Source organism: Capilliphycus salinus ALCB114379, assembly GCF_047276495.1.
Taxonomy (GTDB): Bacteria; Cyanobacteriota; Cyanobacteriia; order Cyanobacteriales; family Microcoleaceae; genus Capilliphycus; species Capilliphycus salinus.
The window spans coordinates 4826805-4848866 of sequence record NZ_CP178543.1; the positions used below are offsets into that span (position 1 = coordinate 4826805).

General features: G+C 42.4%; 22 protein-coding genes. 10 read left to right on the forward strand and 12 right to left on the reverse strand.

Annotated elements, in window-relative coordinates:
- Window positions 1–18: 18 nt before the first annotated feature.
- Window positions 19–1899 (reverse strand): P-loop NTPase fold protein, encoded by a 1881-nt coding sequence (locus ACL6C3_RS19485; RefSeq protein ID WP_413160693.1) that lies wholly within the window; start codon window positions 1897–1899, stop codon window positions 19–21.
- A 41-nt stretch (window positions 1900–1940) separates the two neighbouring features.
- Window positions 1941–2612, reverse strand: a complete 672-nt coding sequence (locus tag ACL6C3_RS19490; protein WP_413160694.1) for a hypothetical protein — start codon at window positions 2610–2612, stop codon at window positions 1941–1943.
- A 143-nt stretch (window positions 2613–2755) separates the two neighbouring features.
- On the opposite strand from ACL6C3_RS19490, the gene ACL6C3_RS19495 reads away from it, so the two are divergent.
- Both ACL6C3_RS19495 and ACL6C3_RS19500 read left to right on the forward strand, forming a co-directional pair.
- Window positions 2756–3118, forward strand: coding sequence for a VOC family protein (locus ACL6C3_RS19495; RefSeq protein WP_413168371.1), 363 nt, complete (start codon window positions 2756–2758; stop codon window positions 3116–3118).
- Window positions 3119–3126: 8 nt separating this feature from the next.
- On the forward strand, window positions 3127–4422 hold the full coding sequence (locus tag ACL6C3_RS19500; protein WP_413160695.1) for a recombinase family protein: 1296 nt from the start codon (window positions 3127–3129) through the stop codon (window positions 4420–4422).
- A gap of 12 nt (window positions 4423–4434) precedes the next feature.
- Here ACL6C3_RS19500 and ACL6C3_RS19505 read toward each other — a convergent pair whose 3' ends face one another.
- A complete protein-coding gene (locus tag ACL6C3_RS19505) occupies window positions 4435–4782 on the reverse strand; it encodes a hypothetical protein (protein ID WP_413160696.1) in 348 nt (115 codons plus the stop codon).
- Window positions 4783–4795: 13 nt separating this feature from the next.
- On the opposite strand from ACL6C3_RS19505, the gene ACL6C3_RS19510 reads away from it, so the two are divergent.
- On the forward strand, window positions 4796–4954 hold the full coding sequence (locus ACL6C3_RS19510; protein WP_413160697.1) for a hypothetical protein: 159 nt from the start codon (window positions 4796–4798) through the stop codon (window positions 4952–4954).
- Here the strand turns inward: ACL6C3_RS19510 and ACL6C3_RS19515 are convergent.
- Window positions 4951–5109 carry a hypothetical protein gene (locus ACL6C3_RS19515; RefSeq protein ID WP_413160698.1) on the reverse strand — a complete coding sequence of 53 codons (159 nt, stop codon included), beginning with the start codon at window positions 5107–5109 and terminating at the stop codon, window positions 4951–4953. The genes ACL6C3_RS19510 and ACL6C3_RS19515 overlap by 4 nt on opposite strands.
- A 636-nt stretch (window positions 5110–5745) precedes the next feature.
- On the opposite strand from ACL6C3_RS19515, the gene ACL6C3_RS19520 reads away from it, so the two are divergent.
- Together ACL6C3_RS19520 and ACL6C3_RS19525 are read left to right on the forward strand one after the other, a co-directional pair.
- Entirely contained in the window at window positions 5746–7458 is a 1713-nt protein-coding gene (locus ACL6C3_RS19520; RefSeq protein WP_413160699.1) for a metallophosphoesterase, read from the forward strand.
- Between the two features lie 413 nt (window positions 7459–7871).
- Complete coding sequence (locus tag ACL6C3_RS19525; RefSeq protein ID WP_413160700.1) at window positions 7872–9707, forward strand: aspartate kinase; 1836 nt, start codon at window positions 7872–7874, stop codon at window positions 9705–9707.
- On the opposite strand, the gene ACL6C3_RS19530 is transcribed toward ACL6C3_RS19525, so the two are convergent.
- Window positions 9657–9860: a hypothetical protein gene (locus ACL6C3_RS19530; RefSeq protein WP_413160701.1), complete on the reverse strand. Its 204-nt coding sequence runs from the start codon at window positions 9858–9860 to the stop codon at window positions 9657–9659. The two genes, ACL6C3_RS19525 and ACL6C3_RS19530, sit on opposite strands and share 51 nt — an antisense overlap.
- A 151-nt stretch (window positions 9861–10011) precedes the next feature.
- Between ACL6C3_RS19530 and ACL6C3_RS19535 the strand changes: the two genes are divergently transcribed.
- The 4 genes from ACL6C3_RS19535 to ACL6C3_RS19550 all read left to right on the forward strand — a co-directional run bounded on the left by ACL6C3_RS19535 (window position 10012) and on the right by ACL6C3_RS19550 (window position 13653).
- Window positions 10012–11112, forward strand: coding sequence for a permease (locus ACL6C3_RS19535; protein WP_413160702.1), 1101 nt, complete (start codon window positions 10012–10014; stop codon window positions 11110–11112).
- Window positions 11113–11153: 41 nt separating this feature from the next.
- Window positions 11154–11927 carry a TIGR03943 family putative permease subunit gene (locus tag ACL6C3_RS19540; protein WP_413168372.1) on the forward strand — a complete coding sequence of 258 codons (774 nt, stop codon included), beginning with the start codon at window positions 11154–11156 and terminating at the stop codon, window positions 11925–11927.
- Between the two features lie 502 nt (window positions 11928–12429).
- Window positions 12430–12732, forward strand: coding sequence for a GNAT family N-acetyltransferase (locus tag ACL6C3_RS19545; protein ID WP_413160703.1), 303 nt, complete (start codon window positions 12430–12432; stop codon window positions 12730–12732).
- Between the two features lie 51 nt (window positions 12733–12783).
- Window positions 12784–13653, forward strand: coding sequence for an Rpn family recombination-promoting nuclease/putative transposase (locus tag ACL6C3_RS19550; RefSeq protein WP_413160704.1), 870 nt, complete (start codon window positions 12784–12786; stop codon window positions 13651–13653).
- Window positions 13654–13797: 144 nt separating this feature from the next.
- On the opposite strand, the gene ACL6C3_RS19555 is transcribed toward ACL6C3_RS19550, so the two are convergent.
- The 7 genes from ACL6C3_RS19555 to ACL6C3_RS19585 form a co-directional block, all read right to left on the reverse strand.
- Window positions 13798–14046: a hypothetical protein gene (locus ACL6C3_RS19555; protein WP_413160705.1), complete on the reverse strand. Its 249-nt coding sequence runs from the start codon at window positions 14044–14046 to the stop codon at window positions 13798–13800.
- Between the two features lie 157 nt (window positions 14047–14203).
- Window positions 14204–14818 carry a hypothetical protein gene (locus ACL6C3_RS19560; protein ID WP_413160706.1) on the reverse strand — a complete coding sequence of 205 codons (615 nt, stop codon included), beginning with the start codon at window positions 14816–14818 and terminating at the stop codon, window positions 14204–14206.
- 55 nt (window positions 14819–14873) lie between these two features.
- Window positions 14874–15398, reverse strand: a complete 525-nt coding sequence (locus ACL6C3_RS19565; protein WP_413160707.1) for an H-type lectin domain-containing protein — start codon at window positions 15396–15398, stop codon at window positions 14874–14876.
- Between the two features lie 55 nt (window positions 15399–15453).
- Complete coding sequence (locus ACL6C3_RS19570) at window positions 15454–16344, reverse strand: GUN4 domain-containing protein (protein WP_413160708.1); 891 nt, start codon at window positions 16342–16344, stop codon at window positions 15454–15456.
- Window positions 16345–16550: 206 nt separating this feature from the next.
- On the reverse strand, window positions 16551–17477 hold the full coding sequence (locus tag ACL6C3_RS19575; protein WP_413160709.1) for a hypothetical protein: 927 nt from the start codon (window positions 17475–17477) through the stop codon (window positions 16551–16553).
- Window positions 17478–17718: 241 nt separating this feature from the next.
- A complete protein-coding gene (locus ACL6C3_RS19580) occupies window positions 17719–18213 on the reverse strand; it encodes a DUF427 domain-containing protein (protein WP_413160710.1) in 495 nt (164 codons plus the stop codon).
- A gap of 104 nt (window positions 18214–18317) precedes the next feature.
- The gene (locus ACL6C3_RS19585) at window positions 18318–19739 is read right to left on the reverse strand and encodes a sodium/proline symporter (protein ID WP_413160711.1); all 1422 of its coding nucleotides are present in this window, start codon (window positions 19737–19739) and stop codon (window positions 18318–18320) included.
- 329 nt (window positions 19740–20068) lie between these two features.
- On the opposite strand from ACL6C3_RS19585, the gene ftsH reads away from it, so the two are divergent.
- Complete coding sequence (ftsH, locus tag ACL6C3_RS19590; protein WP_413168374.1) at window positions 20069–21991, forward strand: ATP-dependent zinc metalloprotease FtsH; 1923 nt, start codon at window positions 20069–20071, stop codon at window positions 21989–21991.
- Window positions 21992–22062: the final 71 nt, after the last annotated feature.

Here is a 22062-nt window from a genome sequence, read left to right on the forward strand (position 1 = left end):
ATTTCCTTTTAAACTAAACTAAAAATCTGCTAAATCTTGTTCATCACTAGCATCATCTTCTTCAAAAGATAATTCACCCAAGTCAAACTGTTCTTCTTCGATCATGTCATCAGGGACAATATAGGAAGGATCGCTGAGAATTTCTTGAAGTAAAGGATTACTCGCGCCCAATAAATTTTCAGCACCTTTTTCAGCAATAAATTGTTCAATTTCTTCTTTTGTGAGTTGATATTCAACTTCCCGTTTATTGTAAACCGAACGAATTGCAATGAGCGGTTGAAGCTCATCTTCTTTCAGTTCAACATATTCTCCGCCTTTATCGATCAAAGGTGTAATATATGTATTCTGAATATAGGGAGTCATTTTTCGGTCTTTGGAACGAACTAAACAACTTCGGGTTAACTCAATCCCAAAGTTTTCGGGTTGGGTTAATCTTCGGAGTCCAGCGCCTAATGAATTTCCTCCCGTGTATTGTAACACCGCCACCCCAATTTTGACTTCTTTTCCGTCTTCGGTTCCAATGATTTTAAAGTTGATATAGTTGTCTTTTGCAGATTTATTTTTGACGCTTTCAGTGACATCTTGAATCAAAACTCGCTCAACGGTTTGACCAATTAACCCTCGAAATCCAAATAATAAAGCATCTGCTATTGAGTAGTTATCATCAATATAGTTGTCAATTTCCAGTTGCATTTCTATATCGAAAGCAGATTGAACTTTATTTTCGGGAGGATTTTCTTTTTTATCTAAAAGCTGAGGAAGTTTTTCTTTGCACCAAGTTAAAACAGTTCGGACGGTTTCAGATTTAGTTTTTCCAAGTTTTCGCAATTCTGTTTCATCAAATGGATAAAGCGCATAAGGGGGCGTGAGATTTGTTTCTTTGTACAACTGGCTGAGTCTTAATTTTACTAACTCAACAACTGATTCTTCATCCATAAATTTCAAGTTGAGTGGTTCTCCATAAGCGGAAACTTTCTGCCAAGATAGACGAGCTTTTTTAATCTTATCTTGCCAAACCGCAGGTAACATTACGCTGAGAATAACGCCATTGGTTAAGTTCTCAAACAGTTCTTTAATGAATCCAGCAACAATTTGTGCTTTAGTAAAGCCCAATTCATTAAATTCTTGGCTATCTAGCTCATCAAAGCAAATCAAGATTTGATTGTACTGGCTGATAATATCTAAAGTTTCAACGACGGTTTCAAAGGATTGGGATTGAGTGGGGAGTCTCAATTCATTTGCTTTATATTGAGCAATTTCTTCACCCGCTAACCAGCTAACTGCATAGGGAAACTGTTCAGATGAAAGTGTCCAGAATATCGCTTTGATAATATCAGGATTTTTGTCAGCTATTTTTTTGCGAAAAGCTCTAGTGAACTGCTCAAGTTTTTTTGAAATAGATTTCGATGAGGCATTTTGAAACTTCTCAACCAAACTGGAAGGATCATACTGATTTGATTGGGGATTAACAACTTTAAGAACATGGTTAACCATTGCAGTTGCTAACTCTTGCCATTGTTTTACCTCTTGATGACCTAATTCTTTCAGACTATTAGCTAATATTTTTTGAAAGCTATGTCTGATATCTTGATCGAGATTTCCGTATTGATTGGCATAGACAAATAACGTATTACCCTGAGTTTGCAATTGATGGCGAAGGCGGCTGATTATGTGACTTTTTCCTGTTCCATATTCCGCAGTCACTACAATTGAGGTTGTTTGATTTTGTTTGAGGGCTTGCAGAACAGCATTTGAGGCGTCAGCATTGAGAGATTTGACATCAGTAATCGTGTAATTCCAAATGTGGTTATGGCGCACACTATGATCGCTAAAAGGATTATTTTCCAAAAGGGCTAATTTGATATCTTCGAGGGGAGAATGAACGTTTGAATGTGTCATGGTACTGTCGTAAAAATTTAAGGTTTACAAACAATTTACAATTAGAAACTGAGCCGTCTGACGTAATAGCGCATTCCTCCAAGTTCGGTTTTGATCGAGTCTTCAGCTTTATCGGGGGTAATATCTGTCATCTCACCGCCTATGAGTTGGATCAAGTCATTGGCTTGCATTTCCAACATCCAATCACTAAACTGCGATCGCGTGACTTTTTCCCCAATTTCCCGACGCATCCGGTAAATTGGCACCAGATTGTCATAATTGAAATCACGGTTGAGGCGATCGTAAACCTCCAAGGCGACGGACTTAAACTCATCATAAGATGTAATCTGATTTTCTGAGATAGAGGGTTGAGGATTGACCTGTTTTGTGTTATTATTTATCTGTCGCAACCACCGCAAAACCGCGTTAAAATCCTTCGTTCTCACCCGTTGTCTGGCGTTATATTCAAAGTCAGGACTTTTTAGAGAAGCCTCTAAAATCTGCAAACCAATATCGGTTAGAGAAACTTTAACAGATCGGTTTTTGGTTGTGATCGCGATCGCACCTTTTTCGTTTAATTCGTCTAGTACGGGTTGATAGGTGGCGACTTTCTCTTTACCTTGTTTAACCGACTTCATCAAATCACTTTGCTTGATTTCATCGGTTGCGCCGCCTAAGTCCCACAGCATCAGCAACAGACGAGTTTTGATTTTTGAATCTACAGAATTGGGCATTGTTTTCGGTACTAACTGATGAGTTGAAATTCTGATATCAGCTTAGATTCTCCTTCTATCTAATATTGTATGCCAGGTCATTTTAGATTAAAATCCGTAATATCACGGAAATTAAGTGATTGTTTGTTACTTAGGTGTAGATGATGAAAATTACTCAATCTCTCCATGCGGCGATTTTAGTTTCCGATTTAGAAAAAGCCGATTATTTTTATGGAACAATTCTCGAACTTCCAAAAACCGAACGTTCTCTCAAATTTGCCGGAAGTTGGTATCAAGTGGGAGACTTTCAAATACATTTAATTCAAGCGCCTGCGGTAATTCCCGATGTGGTTAATAATGAAAAATGGGGACGAAATCGACATCTCGCTTTTTCTGTTGATAACTTGGAAGCGTTCAAACAAAAACTAACCGAAAATAACTGCATTTTTCAAATGAGTTCATCGGGGAGGGCGGCGTTATTTGTTCAAGATCCCGATGGCAATATTATCGAACTGAGTCAAGCTTAAATCCTCCCATGAAAATTATTGCTTATTCCTACAGTGATCCGTTGTTAGAAACACCGCCTAACCGGATGATTTGGGGCTGGGAAGTGGATCGGGTTTATCAAGATTTGGGAGAACGTCAACAACTGGATCAACTGTTAGCAGACTGCGAAGCTGAACCGACAGAATATCTGTTAATTCGACGGTTTGAAGAATTGGGAGATACTTTAAAACAAGTTAGCGATCGCCTCTTGCAATTGGAAGCATTAAATGTTAAAATTATTGCCATAGAATCTAATTTGAATCGTTCAATTTCTGATGCGACTCAAGTTGATTTAATTAAACTGATCGCCGAAATTCAAACCAGTCAACGCAGTCGCCGCATCCGCCAGGGACACGCCCGCAACCGTATCAAAGCCACGCCACCCCCCGGAAAAGCCCCCTACGGTTATCGTCGGGGGAAAGAACGCTATATTTTAGATCGCGCAACAGCCCCGGTTGTTAAAGAGTTTTTTGAACGGTTTTTAATATACGGTTCGTTGCGGGGTGCGGTGCGATATTTGGAAAGGCGATATAGCAAGAAAATCTCGGTGACAACCGGGAGAAGATGGTTAACAAATCCCGTTTACCGAGGAGATTTAGAATATAAAAATGGGGAAGTTCTTCTCAATACCCACGTTGCAATTTTATCACGGGAAGAAGCCGCCCAAATTGATCGACTGTTGCGGCGAAATCAACGAATGTCTCCAAAAACCGCAAGTGCGCCCCGTTCGTTGGCGGGTTTGGCTGTATGCGGAGAATGTGGCTGTTTGATGACGGTTAGCCGAGTGACAACCTATCGCAAAACTCGGGAATATTTGTATCTTCGCCCGACCGCTTGCCCCCGTCAACCCAAGTGTAAAGCCCTATCATATAATAACATTTTAGAGGCAACTATTCAACGAATTTGTGAAGATTTACCTCGGGCGGTTTCTGAGTTAGAATTACCCAATTTAGAGAGAATTAAAATAGAACTTCAGCAAACCCTAACAACAAAACAAGAAATTCTCACTCAACTTCCCCAGTTAACCGCAACGGGAATATTAGATGAAGAAACCGCCCAACTGCGAACTTATAAGCTAAAAACAGAGATAGCCCAACTGCAAGGAAAACTCGCTCAATTTCCCCCGGTGAGTTTAGTTGAAACCGCAAAAGCCGTTTCTATTCGGGAATTTTGGTTAGATTTATCGGAAACTGAACGAAGATTTTATTTTCGAGAATTTATCCGTAAAATTGAGATTATTCGACAGGGAAAGGACTGGGAATTAAAGGTTGAGTTTATTTTTTAAGCGTTCAAACCGTTAAGTTAAATAGGATAATAATGTCTGTTTGTTTAACTGCGGTTTGGCTTGAGAAACTGAACCCGCTTTGGTTCCCGGAAAACGTGCAAGTGCGGCGGCTGAAGTTGATTTTCCTTCGGAGTTATTGTTATTAACTAAAATAAAATGATTCAGAATTTCTAACTGGGCGTCAACAATTTCATCTTTTTTTTCATACCATTTGGCTAGGGCAACGGACAAGGTTTCGATCTCATCTTCTAAAGGTGTGATTAACTCTACTAATTCTTGACGTTTAGATGGGGGAAAAAGTCGGGGTTTTTCTTTCAACAATTGCAGAAAAGCTTCTAGGTTTTGATGGTGAAAAGACATAGATAAATATTTGATGCGTGTTAAAAATTGTAGCAGTTTAGGACTCAATCGCCTGCGATCGCTTGACAAATTTTATCGGTTAATTTTAAAATACCATAAATTGGGTACAGCCCGGATAAACGATGAAGTAGAACATCGCCCATCACAGGACTATACCCGGTTTACAGTTTAGCCTTTGCTAAGGCGAATATGCTCCATCACTCGACGTTTGCGTTCATCGGATGAACTCAAGGGGTTGTACGAGGTTGATGAAGCTTGGCTGAACGTTCCTAGACTGCGGGCTAGGTGTTCTTTAACTTTCTGCTTTTGCTGGTCTGAACTGGCCATAACTATCTAGAGGGAAGTCGCATCAGGTGTTTGACTTCTATATTTTTATACGAATTGAGAACCTTTTGACAAATAAAATTAGAGAAGTTGAGAAGTCAGGTTTATCCTGTCACCGGAACCCACTTTCGGGGGTTGGGGGACTCCGGTTAGATGTCCTACTCTACAGGTTTTCCGGGTGAAAAATTTCTCAGATTCCACCTTGACGAAATTGCAAGTTTAGGTAATATTTATACATAGGAGAAGAAATTCTAATCATAACCTTATAGTTCAGGAGGTATAGTCATGTTTTTTCCTTTGTGTCTATTTTCGTTCTTCGTTCTCGCTGCCTACCTGACAGTTCCTCTAGTTTAACGTGTTACTAAATTAGAGCTTCCTCTTACCGAGAAAAGATAGGTAAGAGGAAGCTCTTTTATGGATTTAAATTTCGCTAGAATCGCGGTTAGTTAATATTTTTAGATTGGCTCCTATTATTTATTATAACACTCAACTCGACTGAAAAGCAATCGGTTGCTCATCAACAGCCAGAACTCTACCATGTCGTCAGCTTCAAATCAAACTCCCATCACCCCGGACTCACCCCGGAATCTTTGGATCATAGCTGTTTTAATTCTTACACTATTTATACTGCTTTTGGCGATGATTTTCCTATTTCCGCAACCCAAACTTTTAACCGATCCTTTTTTACAACTTCCGACAGAAAATTCTGTGCGAGTGGTGTGGTTTACCGAGTTTCCCGGTTCCCGTCACCTCGTCAGTTACGGGGAAAATTTAAACCAAAAAGTGATCGCTCAAACCACTAAACTCAGCCGCATTCGAGAAGATCAAAAATCCCGAGTCGGAGAACAAACCGAAGACGGAACCGTTTACCAAAAACCAACCCTCCGCGACATTTGGCGACACGAAGCCGAAGTCACCGGTTTAACCCCAGGCGTGCGAGTTCCCTATCAAGTCACTAGCGTAACAAATCAAGGCGGAACCGTCAAGAGCGAGGTATTTTCTTTAGCCGCAAAACCGCAACCGGGAACCCCTTTAAAAATATTATTAACTTCCGATCATCAGTTAAAACCGATGACTGCGGCGAACTTACAAAAAGTTACGGAAACTGTCGATAATATTGATGCGGTTTTCTTGGCTGGAGATTTAATTAATATTCCTGATCGCGCTTCCGAATGGTTTGATGATAACCGGGGCGGTGCTTTTTTTCCGCTGTTGCAAGGTCGGGGAAATTACCAACTGGAAAAAAACGGTGTAATTACCACCTACACAGGAGGTCAGCTTATTCAGAATGTACCGTTATTTCCGGGAATTGGCAACCATGAAGTGATGGGTAAGTTTTCAACGGATATCGATTTGAACGAACAGTTCAACAGTCCCTATCCCCGCCAAGCCGCCGAGAAACTTTATCAAAATAATCGGCAAAAAATAAACCCAAAAAACGACGAAAATATCAAAAAAGAATGGTTAATAAACAATAGCTTTAACAGCGATACATTCGACGAAATATTTACCTTACCCGGCGATAATAAAAACTATTACGCTGTGACATTAGGTGATATTCGCTTGGTGAGTTTATACATTACCAATATTTGGCGAAATCCGGGTTTAAATCAAAACGTTAGGGGGAGATTTCGAGAACGAGATCGGGAATTTAACCAACCGGAAAATTGGGGTTATGGACAGCATATCTTTGAACCGATAAAAAAAGGTAGCGAACAATATAAATGGTTACAACAAGAATTAAACAGCCCCGAGTTTAAACAAGCAAAATATAAAGTCGTGATGTTTCATCATCCGCCCCATACTCTCGGCGACAATATTCTTCCGCCTTATACCGACCCGGTACAAATTATAGACCGAGATGACGCCGGAACAATTCAAATGATTCGATATGAATATCCCAAGTCAGAAGATTATATTATTCGAGATGTTATCCCTTTATTAGAACAAGCCGGAGTTCAACTCGTTTATTACGGACATTCCCATTTGTGGAACCGTTTTGTGGGTAAAACCGGAATCAACTTTTTAGAATCATCCAACGTCGGAAACACCTACGGGGCTTATTTGGGGGAGAAAAGACGCTTTATTCCTCCCGGTTTTGAACTTAAAAATTATAGTGCCGTTGGCGATCCGAACAATTTAGAACCTGTTCTCCCCAATCTGCGACCAATTTTATCAGAAAACGGTCAACCTTTACCCTATATTGCCAGTAACGATATCACCGCCTTTAGTATTTTTGACACCGCCACCGGAAGCGTCAGTAGCTACTATTTTGATACTCGACAACCGGACTCCGAAGTGGTAAAATTTGATGAATTTCAGTTAGAGTATGCAAGAGGCAATAGGCAATAGGCAATAGGCAGTTTACAGTTTACAGTTTACAGTTACCAGTTATCAGTGTTTACTCTTGACTGTTCACTTATCACTGGTCACTTATCACTGGTCACTTATCACTGGTCACTTATCACTGGTCACTGGTCACTGTTAACTGTTCACTGATGAAAGCCCCGTGAAAAATCTGCTAAAAAATATTTCCTGTGATATCCTGTCGTCTAAAATATGGAGCAGAAGAAGTCAACAGCTTGGACAGTAGACAGTCTAACAGATGTCAGGAGTCACCGAGTCAGGAGTTGGGAGGTTCAGAAGTCAGAAGGCACTCATGCGCTCTTGCAAAAGTAAAGACTGTTTTCTATTCCCTATTCCCTGTTCCCTGTTCCCTGTTCCCTGTTCCCTGTTCCATTTCCCGTGATATTCTCAAAGTAGCTATGCTAATTGTTCAAAAATACGGTGGTACCTCAGTCGGATCGGTTGAACGCATTCAAGCGGTTGCTCAACGGATCGTCAAAACAGCCCGAGAACATTCTGTCGTTGTCGTCGTGTCGGCGATGGGAAAAACCACAGATCAACTCGTCAAGCTGGCAACCGCAATTTCCGCAACACCCAACCGTCGGGAAATGGATATGTTACTCTCCACCGGCGAACAAGTCAGCATAGCCCTGATGAGTATGGCGATCCAAGAAATGGGACAACCCGCCATTTCCATGACCGGCGCCCAAGTCGGTATCGTCACCGAAGCCGAACACACTCGCGCCCGAATTCTCCACATTCAAACCGATAGAATAGAACGTCACCTCAAAAAAGGCAAAGTTGTCGTTGTAGCGGGCTTCCAGGGGATTACAGGCCGGGAAGAATTAGAAATTACCACCCTCGGGCGGGGCGGTTCCGATACGTCGGCGGTGGCGTTGGCAGCAGCCCTGCAAGCCGACCAGTGCGAAATTTATACCGATGTCCCCGGAATTTTAACCACCGATCCGCGTCTGGTTCCCGAAGCCCAGTTGATGACGGAAATTACCTGCGATGAGATGTTGGAATTGGCCAGCTTGGGGGCGAAGGTGTTGCATCCTCGGGCGGTGGAAATTGCCCGGAATTACGGGATGCCGTTGGTGGTGCGATCGAGTTGGAGTGATGAACCGGGAACCCGCGTGACTTCCCCAACCCGTCAACCCAGACCCCTAGAAGGGTTAGAATTAACTCACCCCGTCGATGCGGTGGAATTTGACACCAACCAAGCGGCGGTTTCTCTGTTGCGGGTGCCGGATCGCCCCGGTATTGCGGCGAAACTGTTTGGAGGAATTGCCCTACAGCAGTTAAATGTGGATTTGATTATTCAGTCGATACACGAAGGCAATATTAACGATATCACCTTTACCGTCGGCAAGGATTCCTACAACAAAGCGATCGCCGTAGCCGATGCTTTATTACCCACTTTGGGCGAAAACGAAGATCCCAATTTGGGACAACCGGAAGTGAAAGGGGATGAAACGCCGATCGCCAAAGTCAGCATTGTTGGGGCGGGAATGATCGGGCGTCCGAATGTGGCATCGGGGATGTTTACCACTTTAGCCGAAGCCGGGATTAATATTCAAATGATTTCGACTTCCGAAGTCAAGGTCAGTTGTGTGATCTCAGCCGTTGACTGCGATCGCGCCGTAGAAGCCCTGTGTCAGCACTTTGAAGTGAATTTAGGTTCTTCGGCTTCCCTGGCCGCTTCTGCTTCCCCCGCTTCAACAATACCTTTACCGCCCGTGCGGGGAGTTGCCCTCGATCGCAATCAAGCCCGTTTAGCCATTCGTCACGTCCCCGACCGTCCCGGTATGGCCGCGAAAGTGTTTGCACTGTTAGCCAAACATAACATTAGCGTCGATATGATTATTCAATCTCAACGCTGTCATCAAGTCAATGGGGTTTTGTGCCGCGATATTGCCTTTACTTTGGCACAAGTGGATGCAGATGTTGCCCAAAAGGTGTTAGAAGAGGCGACAGACGAGTTAGGATGTGGGGAAATTGTCGTTAACAAAGCGATCGCCAAAGTGAGTGTAGTCGGCGCCGGAATGGTGGATCATCCCGGTGTGGCGGCGCGAATGTTTGAAGCGTTGGCCCTAGAAAAAATTAATATTTCCATGATTGCCACCTCAGAAATTAAAATTAGTTGTGTAGTGGATGAAGAACAGGGTACACAAGCGTTACAGGCCGTTCACCGGGCATTTGGGTTATCCGGCGATCGCCCCGTTATTGTCCCCGAACCCGTTGCGGTTCACTAAATTTTCGCTTTCCAAAAGGGGGCAATATTCCGGATAAGAATTGGAGGGGTTAGAAAACTGAATTGCCATGTAAATGGTATCATCGGATAGAATAAAAGTTTCTAGCCAAATTGTCTTGGCATTTTCATCTTGATGTGCTTCTCCCTCTACCACTCAAATGGCTTTTGTCCATAAATTGTTAATATCCCAGTGGGGTGAGGCACACGGGTCTTCAGCACCTAAACTGTAGAGATGGGCCAAAGCACGTCTGTACAATGCCACGCCAACTCCCAACCGGGTGCGCCCTGTTCAAACTTGATGAGGCATGGAATCAACCTTAATTAATCAGCTTAATAGCGGGTTTACGCTTTTTCTCAGCTTACTGGTTGAGGCGTTACCATTCCTGCTATTGGGAGTCTTATTTTCAAGCATTCTCAATCAATTAGTCGATGAACGCAAACTGCTGTCATTGGTTCCCTCTCATCCGCTATTAGCGGCGTTATTTGGTAGTTTGGTCGGATTTTTATTTCCGGTGTGCGAATGCGGCAACGTTCCGGTGGCCCGTCGGTTTATCATTCAGGGAATACCCGCTTCGGCGGCGATCGGATTTTTATTCGCCGCCCCGACGATCAATCCTATTGTTATATGGTCTACCTGGATAGCTTTTCGCGACCAACCGGAAATTGTTTTTCTGCGCGTCCTCTTATCGCTGATTATTGCCACTTTACTCGGTTGGGTGTTTAGTTTCCAAAAAGACCTGCGCCCCATCCTCCAACCCGCGATCGCCCGTCTGTTACCGCCCCCTCGGATGAACGATAAAAAAACCGCCGAAGCCGGTGAAAGTTCGCCGTTGTTGCAACCGGGGACTTATTTGTTGGGTTCGGCCGAACAACCCGTTAGGCTAGAGTCTATTCCCTTTTGGCAAACTGCACAAGGCTTCGGCACAACCGACAAAAAGACTTCAAAACTCCAAAAACGCCCCAAAATTAAATTGCGATCGCTATTTTTGCGCCCTTCTAAAGAACGTCTGGGCTTGATGGTCGAAAATATGGTACAAGAATTGCGGGAGTTGGGCGGAGTTTTGGTCATTGGTAGTGCGATCGCCGCTTTGATTCAAGTGGCAATGCCCCGAGAAATTATTCTCAGTTTAGGACACGGGCCGGTTTCTTCCATTGTGGCAATGTTGTTATTGGGGGGAGTTGTTTCGATTTGTTCAACCGTTGATGCCTTTTTTGCCCTGTCTTTTGCCGCCACATTTACCAGCGGTTCGCTGTTAGCATTTTTGGTCTTTGGGCCGATGATTGATATTAAAACTGTCGGTCTAATGTTATCGGTATTTAAGCCGCGAGCGGTTGTATATTTAATGATATTAGCCGCACAAATGACCTTTATATTGACCTTGATTGTGAATTTAAACCTCAGTTAATTTCTATGGTTTATCGTCGCTTAAATACTGCCCGCCGCCGCATGATTCCCCTTTGGGAAAAAGTAGAACCCTGGATCGATCCGATCGCTATTTTAGCCTGGGGTATTTTATTATTAAAATATTGGATAACCGGCAAACTCAATATTCTGATTCATCCCAATTATTTCGCTTTAACAATTATTGGCGGAATAGGATTAATTGGCATCGGAAGTGTAAAATTTTGGCAAGTCGTACAAGCCCATACCGTTGAGTCGGAAAAACCCAAAACATCCCAAAACGTTCAACATATTAGCCTGTTTCCTCCCGGCTGGAGTAGCGTTCTTTTCCTCGCTGCGGCAATTTTGGGGTTGTGGATCACCCCCCGCACTTTCGGCAGCCACACGGCCTTACAACGGGGGCTAACGGAATCTTTACCGACGACTCGCACCCAACCCCAAGAATTTCGGACTGCCGCCAGACCCGAGGAGCGATCGCTGATAGAATGGGTACGGATGTTAAATGTTAACCCCGAACCCGACGCTTATACAGGTCAAAAGGCAAATGTAATCGGTTTTATTATTTATCCGCCTTCCCTTCCTCAAGGGTATTTGTGGTTATCTAGATTTGTAATTACTTGCTGTGCGGCTGATGCTTATCCGGTGGGTATACCGGTGTTGCTTCCACCCGATACTAGCCGCCAAGATTATCCTCAAGATAGTTGGTTAGAAGTCGGTGGGGAAATGACCACACAAACCATTGCCGGCGAACGAAGATTAACGATAAAAGCAACAAAATTAACTAAAATTCCCGAACCGAGAAATCCTTACGAATATTAACCCGAATCAATCATTTTTCTGTAGGGGCGGGTTCTACAAAATCTATACGACCACTCCGAGATTTAGCTAAACCCGCCCCGCCCCCAGAACACGCATTAATCAACCGAATTTTATCTCATAATTTATCATATATAATTCAGAATTAACTAAAATTCCCGAACCGAGAAATCCTTACGAATATTAACCCGAATCAATCATTTTTCTGTAGGGGCGGGTTCTACAAAATCTATACGACCACTCCGAGATTTAGCTAAACCCGCCCCGCCCCCAGAACACGCATTAATCAACCGAATTTTATCTCATAATTTATCATATATAATTCAGAATTTTGTTAACCCTTATGAAAGTTCGTCAGGTGCAAAAAAGCGATTATAGCGAATGGTTGAGAATGCGGAATCAGTTGTGGTGTTCTCCCGAGAAAAATCTAGAAGAAAATTTAGCGGAACATTCCCAATAAATCGACCATTATTATAGCACAAATGACCCAAATTTAGCAACATTTGTGATAGAAAGACCCAACGGCAAATTAGGGGGATTTCTAGAAGCAAGTGTTCGCAATTATGCCGAAGGGTGTACAACTTCTCGGGTTGGGTATATTGAGGGATGGTACGTTGACTCAGATTTACGCCGTCAAGGATGGGGGAAAGCGTTAGTCTTGGCGGCGGAAAATTGGGCAAAACAGCAAGGAATTGAAGAAATGGCGAGTGATTGCGAGTTAGATAACGGGGTCAGTTTACAGGCGCATTTAGCGTTAGGATATGTGGAAGTAGAGCGAATTATTTGTTTTCGCAAAGGGTTAACTTAGGACTGAAAAAAAGACTAAGAGTTAACGGTTTGAGGGGGTTAAATTAGCAGAATGTACGACAACGTTTGCAAGTTCCTCGCTGAAAATTATAGTCAGGATTTTGCCCAATGGTTACTCGGAGAATCCATTGAACTAACCCAGTTGAGTCCATCAGAATTAATGGTGGAACCTATTCGCGCCGATGCACTAATTTTGTTAGAATCTCAAGATACCGTTCTGCATCTGGAATTTCAAACCCAACCCGACCCAGAAATTCCCTTTCGGATGGTCGATTATCGATTGAGAATTTATCGTCGCTATCCTCAAAAACAAATGCGACAAGTGGTTATTTATCTCAAACCCACAAACTCAGAATTAGTTCAACAAACGGTTTTCGCCATAGAGGGAACTCGCCACGAATTTGAAGTGATTCGCCTTTGGGAACAACCCGTTGAAGAATTACTTCAGTTTCCCGGTTTATTACCTCTAGCTATTTTGGGTCAGACGGAAAATCGGGTTCAAACCCTGCAACAAATCAACCAACAGATTGAAACCCTAAGCAACCCACGCCAACGAAGGAACGTCACAGCAGCCACTTCAATTCTAGCTGGATTATTATTAGAAAAAGATGTTATTCAACGGTTACTGCGGGAGGAAATTGTGAAAGAGTCTGTAATTTATCAGGAAATTGTCGCCGAGGCGACAGCAAAGGGTTTAGCAGAGGGACTGCAACAAGGACGACAACAAGGACTACAAGAAGGACGACTCGAAGGAGAAGCGACAATCGTGTTACGCTTACTCAGACGAAGAATCGGTGAGATTGACGCAACTCTAGAAGCAACGATTCGAGGGTTATCTATCACTCAATTAGAAACATTAAGTGAGGCTTTATTAGACTTTACCAACCGAGATGATTTAGTAAACTGGTTAGAAAGTCAATAGTGCAATTTATAAAGATTTCATTCCCATACAAACTCGGTAACTCATCGGAACCGGGTTTTTTTAGCGTCAACCTCGAAAATAGAATAAGGGCGCAAAAATTGCACCCCTAAAAAGAGTTGTACATCGAGTTTAATTTATTTTGAATTATCGATTATCCGGATGATTACCAGAAGGAAGGTCGGTAGACTCAGGACTATCCTCACTGGGAACATGAGATTCTACCGTACTCGGTGAAGTTCCACCCGCACCACTGGGCGCATCTCCGGCTCTTGCATTTTCAGTTTCTTCTGCGGTAGCATTAGGATTAGCATTAATTTCTGCCGTTCTCGCCCCTGGATTTTGAGCAACTTCTTCGGGTAAATTTTGCGAATTCTTTGTCTTTGTATTCGCCATTATTTATTCCTCTTTAACGTTCATCTCCCAACTTAACAATTATTTCCTCAAATTCCTTCTGTCGGAAGGTGTATTTAGAGAAATTGAATTCAACATCTACAGAAAACTAAGCTCGTTGTTGCGCTTTAGCGCAGAATATAAACAACTAAAAAATTGCTCAGTTATTGATAGGTGATAGCATAATCAGTAGAGATGGATAATTCAAATGAACCGATTTTTTACCCATTCGAGAACGATATTTGAGTTCGATTTTATGGGTTCCGGGAGTTAAAACTTTGATAAAAATACAAACAAGAGTTTGCCAACTGTGGGAATGAGTAATCCCTAACCCCCAGTTTTTATCATCGTAAATTTCATCATTAATAAAGATTCGGATATCGAGAGGAGCTTTATAGCTTTCTGTATATCCATGACCGTGAGCAATAACGTTAACTTGGCTATCGGTTAATACATCTAGATTATAGCTGACAACCGTTTCCCAGTTCGTGTTATTGGTGTAATTTTGCTCTTGTTCTAAATTTGCATGAACAAAAAATGACTTGAAAGATTTAGAAAATAGTTTTTGCTGTTCTTGAAAGTTAATCTTTACTGCTTGAATTTCTTCTTTTAGTTCCGCTTTGGTTTTTGCAAGTTCATCCTGTGTCGATTTTAATTCAGCTTTCAACGCTTTGAGACTTTTCAACTCAGTTTGAAGCTGTTCGCGAGTGTTGGTTAACTCAAAAATTGATCGTTCGTAATATTCTAGCGGTGTCTTGTTGTCGTTGGAATTCATTAGATTTATCCTTTATTCAAATCCTACAAACAATTAAGATAGTGCGGTCGCACAACTACAAACCATAAGCCAACCAGTTAACATCACATCCCAAAACTTCAGTATGTCCCCAAGTATGAATTTCTAAAAAAAACCCCTTGCAGTCAATATCAACAGCTTTAACTTTTAATCGATGAGTAGCTTCTCTAGAAACGTTAGCATAAGAGATTCCCACTACAACTTTTGGAGGGTTTTTGAAGGCTTTCTCAAACTCAATGTATTGTCGAATAAAGCGATTATCTCCTTTTGCATCACTCAGAGTTCCTTTCCATCCCTTAGTTTTGTTAATGCTTCCTGCAAAAATACCGCTTTCTATTCTATAGAACTTTTCTTTTTGCTTTTGTAATTCGGCATTTGTGGCTTTAATTTCTTCTTTGAGTTCCGCTTTTGTTTTTGCAAGTTCATCCTTTGTGGATTTTAATTCATCCTTCAACTGTTTGAGACTTTCTAACTCGGTTTGAAGCTGTTCGCGAGTGTTGATTAACTCTTGAATTGCTCGTTCGTAATATTCGAGAGGTGTTTTATTGTCGTTGGAGTTCATTAGATTTACCCTTGATTAAAATTTTACTACCAGGGAATTCATTCCCCGACAAACTTCAAATTCCACAATCAATCAGTCTCGATAAAAGAGGTTTAAAAGAACCAACACCACCTTTATCCCAGTTATCCCATATTCTCGCCGGTAAATGTCCCGAAGGAGCGGAAGTTGAAAAATTTACAGATTTGTACCAAAGCCAGATATTGTTTACACACCATCCAACTTTCTCTCCAAAAGCATTCCAGACTCGATCTTCTTTTTGGTGAGTATTTCTCAAACTGTGATAAACTTTAGTTTGTATACTCAAGCCAAAATGTCCATCACTATATTTTATCCAGAGTCGATCAATAGTTCTCAAATCTTCGGATAATAGTAAATTTAGATCGGTTTCCTGTAATTTTCCTTCTTTGTCTTTACCGGTTAACTCAAGCAGTTTTTTAAATGTTTCTTCGTCGGCTTCTTTCCACATTTTATTTTCTAGAAAATACTTCAGCTTTCGATAGTTCAAGGATAAACAACGTTCGGAAATATCGGAAGTTAAGCTATTGATATGATTTTTTATATTTTGAGTTTCTGAATAACAGTAGTTAACTTGTGCTTCTATTTTTCTGCTGAACTTTTCAAAAGATTCTGTAGTCTTACTACCGATCAGGTTTTTGAGATTTTTAATTTCTGAATAACAGTAGTTAAGTTGTGCTTCATTTTTTCTGTTAAACTCTTCAAAAAATTCTGTTGTCTGTTGAAGTTCTTGTTTGGTGTTGGATAATTCTCTTTGGGTGTCATCGAGTTTAGCTTGGGTTGTTGCGAGTTCATTCTGTGTGGATTTTAATTCATCCTTTAACTGTTTGAGACTTTCTAACTCAGTTTGAAGCTGTTCGCGAGTATTTGTTAACTCTTGAATTGCTCTTTCGTAGTATTCGAGAGGTGTTTTATTGTCGTTGGAGTTCATTAGATTTACCCTTGATTCAAATTTTACAAACAATTAAGCTCGTTGTTGCGCTTTAACGCATTAAGAAAGCTATAATAGTGCTGAAGCACAACTACAAACAATTAAGCTCGTTGTTGCGCTTTAGCGCACGAATCAAGCTATGATAGTGCGGTCGCACAACTACAAATGATAAGATGGTGCGGTCGCACAACAACGCATCGTTAAATTTATTCGGTTGGTTTAGAAAACATTTGCTGTAAATTGGAGAAAGATTGAGTAACTTGTGTTTTGATGTCTTGATTATTTAACTGTTTTTGTGACGGGGAAGACTCAATTTCTAACTTGGTTGAATCATAAATTTTGATGGTATTACTCCAAAATTGACACAAAACACCGTACTTTAACCAATCTTCAACGGCGAATTTTCTTAACTCCGGCGCTTTCCTTGTCAAAGCTACCATTCTGGCTGCATTTAGTTGAAGTTGACCGTAGGTTTCAATGATGGTTTGTACGGGAGTGGTTGGGGTTAATTTGGTTAGTTCATAACATTCTATCAACCGATAATATTCAATATCTGATAACTGAAAACCAAGCTTTAATCCCAACCCCAATTTTTGGCGACAGGGATCAAAAGGATTCGGAATTAATTCTGCACTGTGTCGCCGCAATTCTCCGCGAACTTGTTCGAGGGTTTTATCGACTATTTCTTCGATTTGGTCGATTAAATAACTCGCATCATTGAAAACTTGAGTTTCCAATAATTCAACCTCTCGAATTAAACCTTTCGCTTCTACTATTGATTCCATCACCACTAACGAGATTTGATTGATGCGGTTTTCAATATAAGCATCGGTTTGTTTAATCGTCTTGTTGACTTCTTTTATAGTTTCTTGACGAATGCGATTGATTTCTTGCAGGTTTTCCTTTACTTTTTCATCGGCTTGATTTATAATATTTTCAATATCATTAACGGTTTTAGTTTCGAGTTTTTCTATTTTTGCCGTTACTTTATCGGTTCGTTTGGCGACAATGTAATCAATATTATTGGCGAGTTTATTCAACTTTTTTGCCGAACGATCAACAAAATCCCGTTCTACTTTTTTCGCCGAACGTTCTAGCTTTTTAACCAAGCCGCCAAATATCCATCCAAGCATCAGTTCAACTCCCGGAACGAAAATTTATAAAGTTAGATCGATTAACCGATAACTCTAAGATACTCGCTAAATTATTATTAAGCCTCCGTAGATTTACGGAACTTTCAATTAAACCGATAAAATTCGTAAAAAAATGAGTAAAAACCCCCCTTTTTAAGGGGGGAAGGGGGGATTAGGAGAGGGGTTGGGGGAGAGGTTAAAAGGGATGAAAATTCGGGTAAAATATTAGGGTAAAATCAACTTACCAACCCATTGTTCCGGGACCACCTTTAAACGGACCAACAATATTTTTAGTCACCCAACCGCCATAAAAATCACCCGCTTGGGGTTGAACCAGTTCATCACCTACATAACAAGCATCCATCAGACTTGCATAGAAGCTATAACAGTCTTTGATCGCAACAAAATTAGGTGTCGGTTCAAAGTAACGCCAAGCGGCTTGACGAACGTGTTTATCGCCCAATTTAATATCAGAATAAACACAGCGTCCTTTCCATTCACACACCGTTACTCGGGGAGTTTCTATCAAATACTCTAGCTTGATGTCGTCTGCGGGGATATAGTAAGAGGGAGGATGACTGGTTTCTAAAACTCGTTTGGCGTTTTTACTATCTGCGATCACTTCGCCATTAAAGATGATTTTAATGGGTTGACTGACTTCTTCCCAAATGGCGGGACGGGGATAGTCCCAAACTGACTCTTGACCCGGTTGCGGAGGAATTCGTTGTGGTCTCATTTTAACAGGTTTTGAACTACAAGTTTTTCAGAGAGTTAAACACTGAAATTATAACTTAAGTTCTATTTTTCTGCTGCGGTTGGCGATCGCATTTTAAACGGGGTTTAAACTGATTTTTTGGGTTGTCGCATCAATAGCAAAGAACACCCATAAATTAAAAAACCCGCCATCATTCCCGGTAAGACTTCGTAAATTGAATTTGACAGTCCTAAGACTCCATTCCAAAGGGCGGCGACGGTAATTCCGCCAATCATCATCGCCACGCCCACAATAGGAGTAACGGGACGTTTCCACACTCTTAAAACCAATAAAGGTCCCAAACCGGAAGCGAGCGCCGACCAAGCAAAAACCCCCAACGCAAACATATTTTTATCGCTGGCTAAAGCAATGGTTAAAACAATTACTGTTACCATTAATGTTGCTAATTTTGCCAGTTTGTAAGAATGTGCGGTTTCGGGAAAAATATCTTGACTTAAAGCCGCAGAACAGGATAAAATTTGAGAATCAGCAGTGGAAACAACGGCCGAAAATAATCCCGCTAAAATTACACCCACCCAAATCGACGGTAACAATTGAATCGCCATTTTAGGAAGGGCGAGTTCGGGGTCGCCATTGCTGATTAAATCGGGAATGAGAACTCGGGCAGCCAATGCAACCCCAATAGCAGCGGCGGAAAAGATTAAATACAAAACTGCGTAAATATTGCGGGTTAAACCCATATTTTTAGCAGAATCCAGTGCCATCGCTCGTACCATAATATGGGGTTGACCGACCACACCAAAACCCGCAACTAACCAACTCAATAAAAACAGCCCAAATCCAAACTCAAGATTGGGGGGAATGGGGTTAATTAAAGTCGGATCAATTTGTTCGAGTTTTGTCCAAAGTTCTCCAATTCCGCCACAAGCTGCAACCGCAACAATTAACAACATTAACATCGAAAACATCATCACCACAGACTGCACCGCATCCGTCCAAATCGAAGCCCGAATTCCCCCAGAAAAGCAGTATAAAACCACAATAACCGCCCCGACAATAATTCCTAAAGAGTAATTCCAACCGAAAACCGCATGAAGCGCTTTCCCCCCGGCGATCAGTTGAGCGGCTGCATAAGCCCCAAGAAATAGAATCGTAATGACAGCAGAAATCACCGCAATAAATTGATTTCCTCTGGGGTTGTTATTTAAAAAAGAACCGATGGTTTCCGAGTTATTTTCTTCGGAAACTTCTCGCAACGGTTTGTGAATAAAAAACCAGGCAATATAGTCGCCGAGAAACCATCCCAGGAGTAGCCAACCCGCAGAAATTCCGGCTTGATAGGTAAAGCCAATTGTACTGATGAACATCCCGCCACTGTGAGCGGTGGCAAAGGCAGAAAGTCCGGTCAGCCAAGGGTTAACGCTGCGACTGGCGAGCAAATAATCGCCGGTATTATTTTGTTTTTGAGTGGCCGAATAAATGCCGACTCCGGCAAATAACAGCAGAAAAAAGATAAAACCAATTGCAATGACGATTTGACTTGACATCAGCTAAAAATCAGTTATAATACTACTACCAACAAAAAAATTCAGAAACAAATATTCGTTTTTGTATCCTATCGCGTTTGGGGGAAGGTTGCAGAAATTGAAAACCCCATAAATGAAGTGAAACTGGAGAGGGAGCGAGTCGAGAAAATCAGATGTTCTCAGGTGTGTGAGTCGAACTGAGATGGTAGCCGCCGCGATCGCGGCACTCAAAAATCGCCAACAGAAATTCACAGGCGGCAAAACCCTTGCTGTCGCAAGAACGCTACACTAATATTTATACCCCCAGCAATGATGATGTATTAGCAACAGCGAAAAAAGGCACACCAAATATGAAAAACCCACCGAAACAAGTATGGAAAGAACGGCTTGCGACTGGTGGTTTCACAGTTCGATCCCTGACGAACCGACACCTATGGCGAATTTTGGGTAGTTGGATCATTACTCAAGGGATACTCTTGGGAACCCCCGCCCTAGCCGATAACACACCGAAACCCATAGAATACAGTGAACTCTTGCAAAAAATTAAGGCGGGGGAAGTCGAGCGTATCGAAGAAGATCCAGCCCGACAAATTGCAAAAGTGACACTCACAGGCGATGAAAAAGGTGATTCTCCCCATGTGGTTCGGTTGTTTGACCGCAACCCCGAACTGTTAGAGACCGCCCGCGCCCAAAACGTTGACTACGAGGTAATTCCCACCGCCGATAATAGTGCGGCAATGGGGTTAATTGTCAACCTCCTGGTGATATTTGTCGTCTTGGCGTTTTTGCTGATGATTCTGCGCCGCTCGACCCAGGCGTCGGGACAGGCGATGAATTTTGGCAAATCCCGAGCAAAATTTCAAATGGAAGCGAAAACCGGGGTTCTGTTTGATGATGTCGCCGGCATTGAAGAAGCCAAGGAAGAATTGCAGGAAGTCGTCACCTTCTTGAAACAACCCGAACGCTTTACCGCCATCGGCGCTAAAATTCCCAAAGGCGTTCTGCTCGTCGGGCCGCCCGGAACCGGAAAAACCCTGCTCGCCAAAGCGATCGCCGGAGAAGCCGGTGTTCCGTTTTTCAGCATTTCCGGTTCGGAATTTGTGGAAATGTTCGTCGGGGTGGGGGCTTCGCGAGTTCGAGATCTGTTTAGAAAAGCCAAAGAAAATTCTCCCTGTATCGTCTTTATCGATGAAATTGATGCGGTCGGGCGTCAGCGAGGGGCGGGAATTGGCGGCGGAAACGACGAACGCGAACAAACCCTCAACCAGTTACTCACGGAAATGGATGGTTTTGAAGGCAATACGGGTATTATTATTATTGCCGCCACAAACCGCCCCGACGTACTGGATACCGCTCTACTGCGTCCGGGTCGCTTTGACCGACAGGTGATCGTTGATTTACCCGGCTACAACGGCCGTTTGGGTATTTTAGAGGTTCACGCCCGCAACAAAAAACTCTCCGATGATGTTTCTTTAGAAGGGATCGCCCGTCGGACTCCGGGATTTTCCGGGGCGGATCTGGCAAACTTGTTAAATGAAGCCGCCATTCTAACCGCCCGTCGCCGGAAAGAGGCGATTACCATGTTAGAAATTGATGATGCTGTCGATCGCATTACCATCGGTTTATCTTTAGCTCCCCTGCTTGATAGCAAGAAAAAACGGCTGATTGCTTACCATGAAGTCGGACACGCCCTGTTAATGACGCTGTTAGAAAATTCCGACCCCCTCAACAAAGTTACCATTATTCCTCGTTCGGGCGGAATTGGAGGCTTTGCTCAACAAATGTTCAACGAAGAAATGGTCGATAGCGGTTTGTACACTCGGGCTTGGTTGATCGATCAAATTACCATTGCTTTGGGGGGACGAGCCTCCGAAGATGTGATCTTTGGAGATGCGGAAGTTACCGTCGGCGCCAGTAACGATATCCAACGGGTGACGAATTTGGCTCGGGAAATGGTGACTCGCTACGGAATGTCTGACTTGGGGCTGCTTTCGTTGGAAAGTCCCAACGGGGAAGTTTTTCTCGGCCGCGGATGGCCCACTCAGTCGGAATATTCTGAAAAAGTCGCCACCCAAATCGATCAGAAAGTTCGTGAAATCGCTTTCAAGTGCTACGAGAGAGCCTGCCAAATTGTTCGGGAAAATCGAGAGTTAATTGATAAACTTGTTGATTTACTTCTCGAACGCGAAACCATCGAAGGCGATGAATTCCGCCGGATTGTTTCTGAGTATACCGCTCTGCCTGAAAAGCAACTGACTCAAACTCCCGGTTAAGATTCAGAAACCTCCTTGTCAAATTTCTTTCTCTAACAGGACTGTCAGAGGTTAGCATAGGGAGAGAAAGC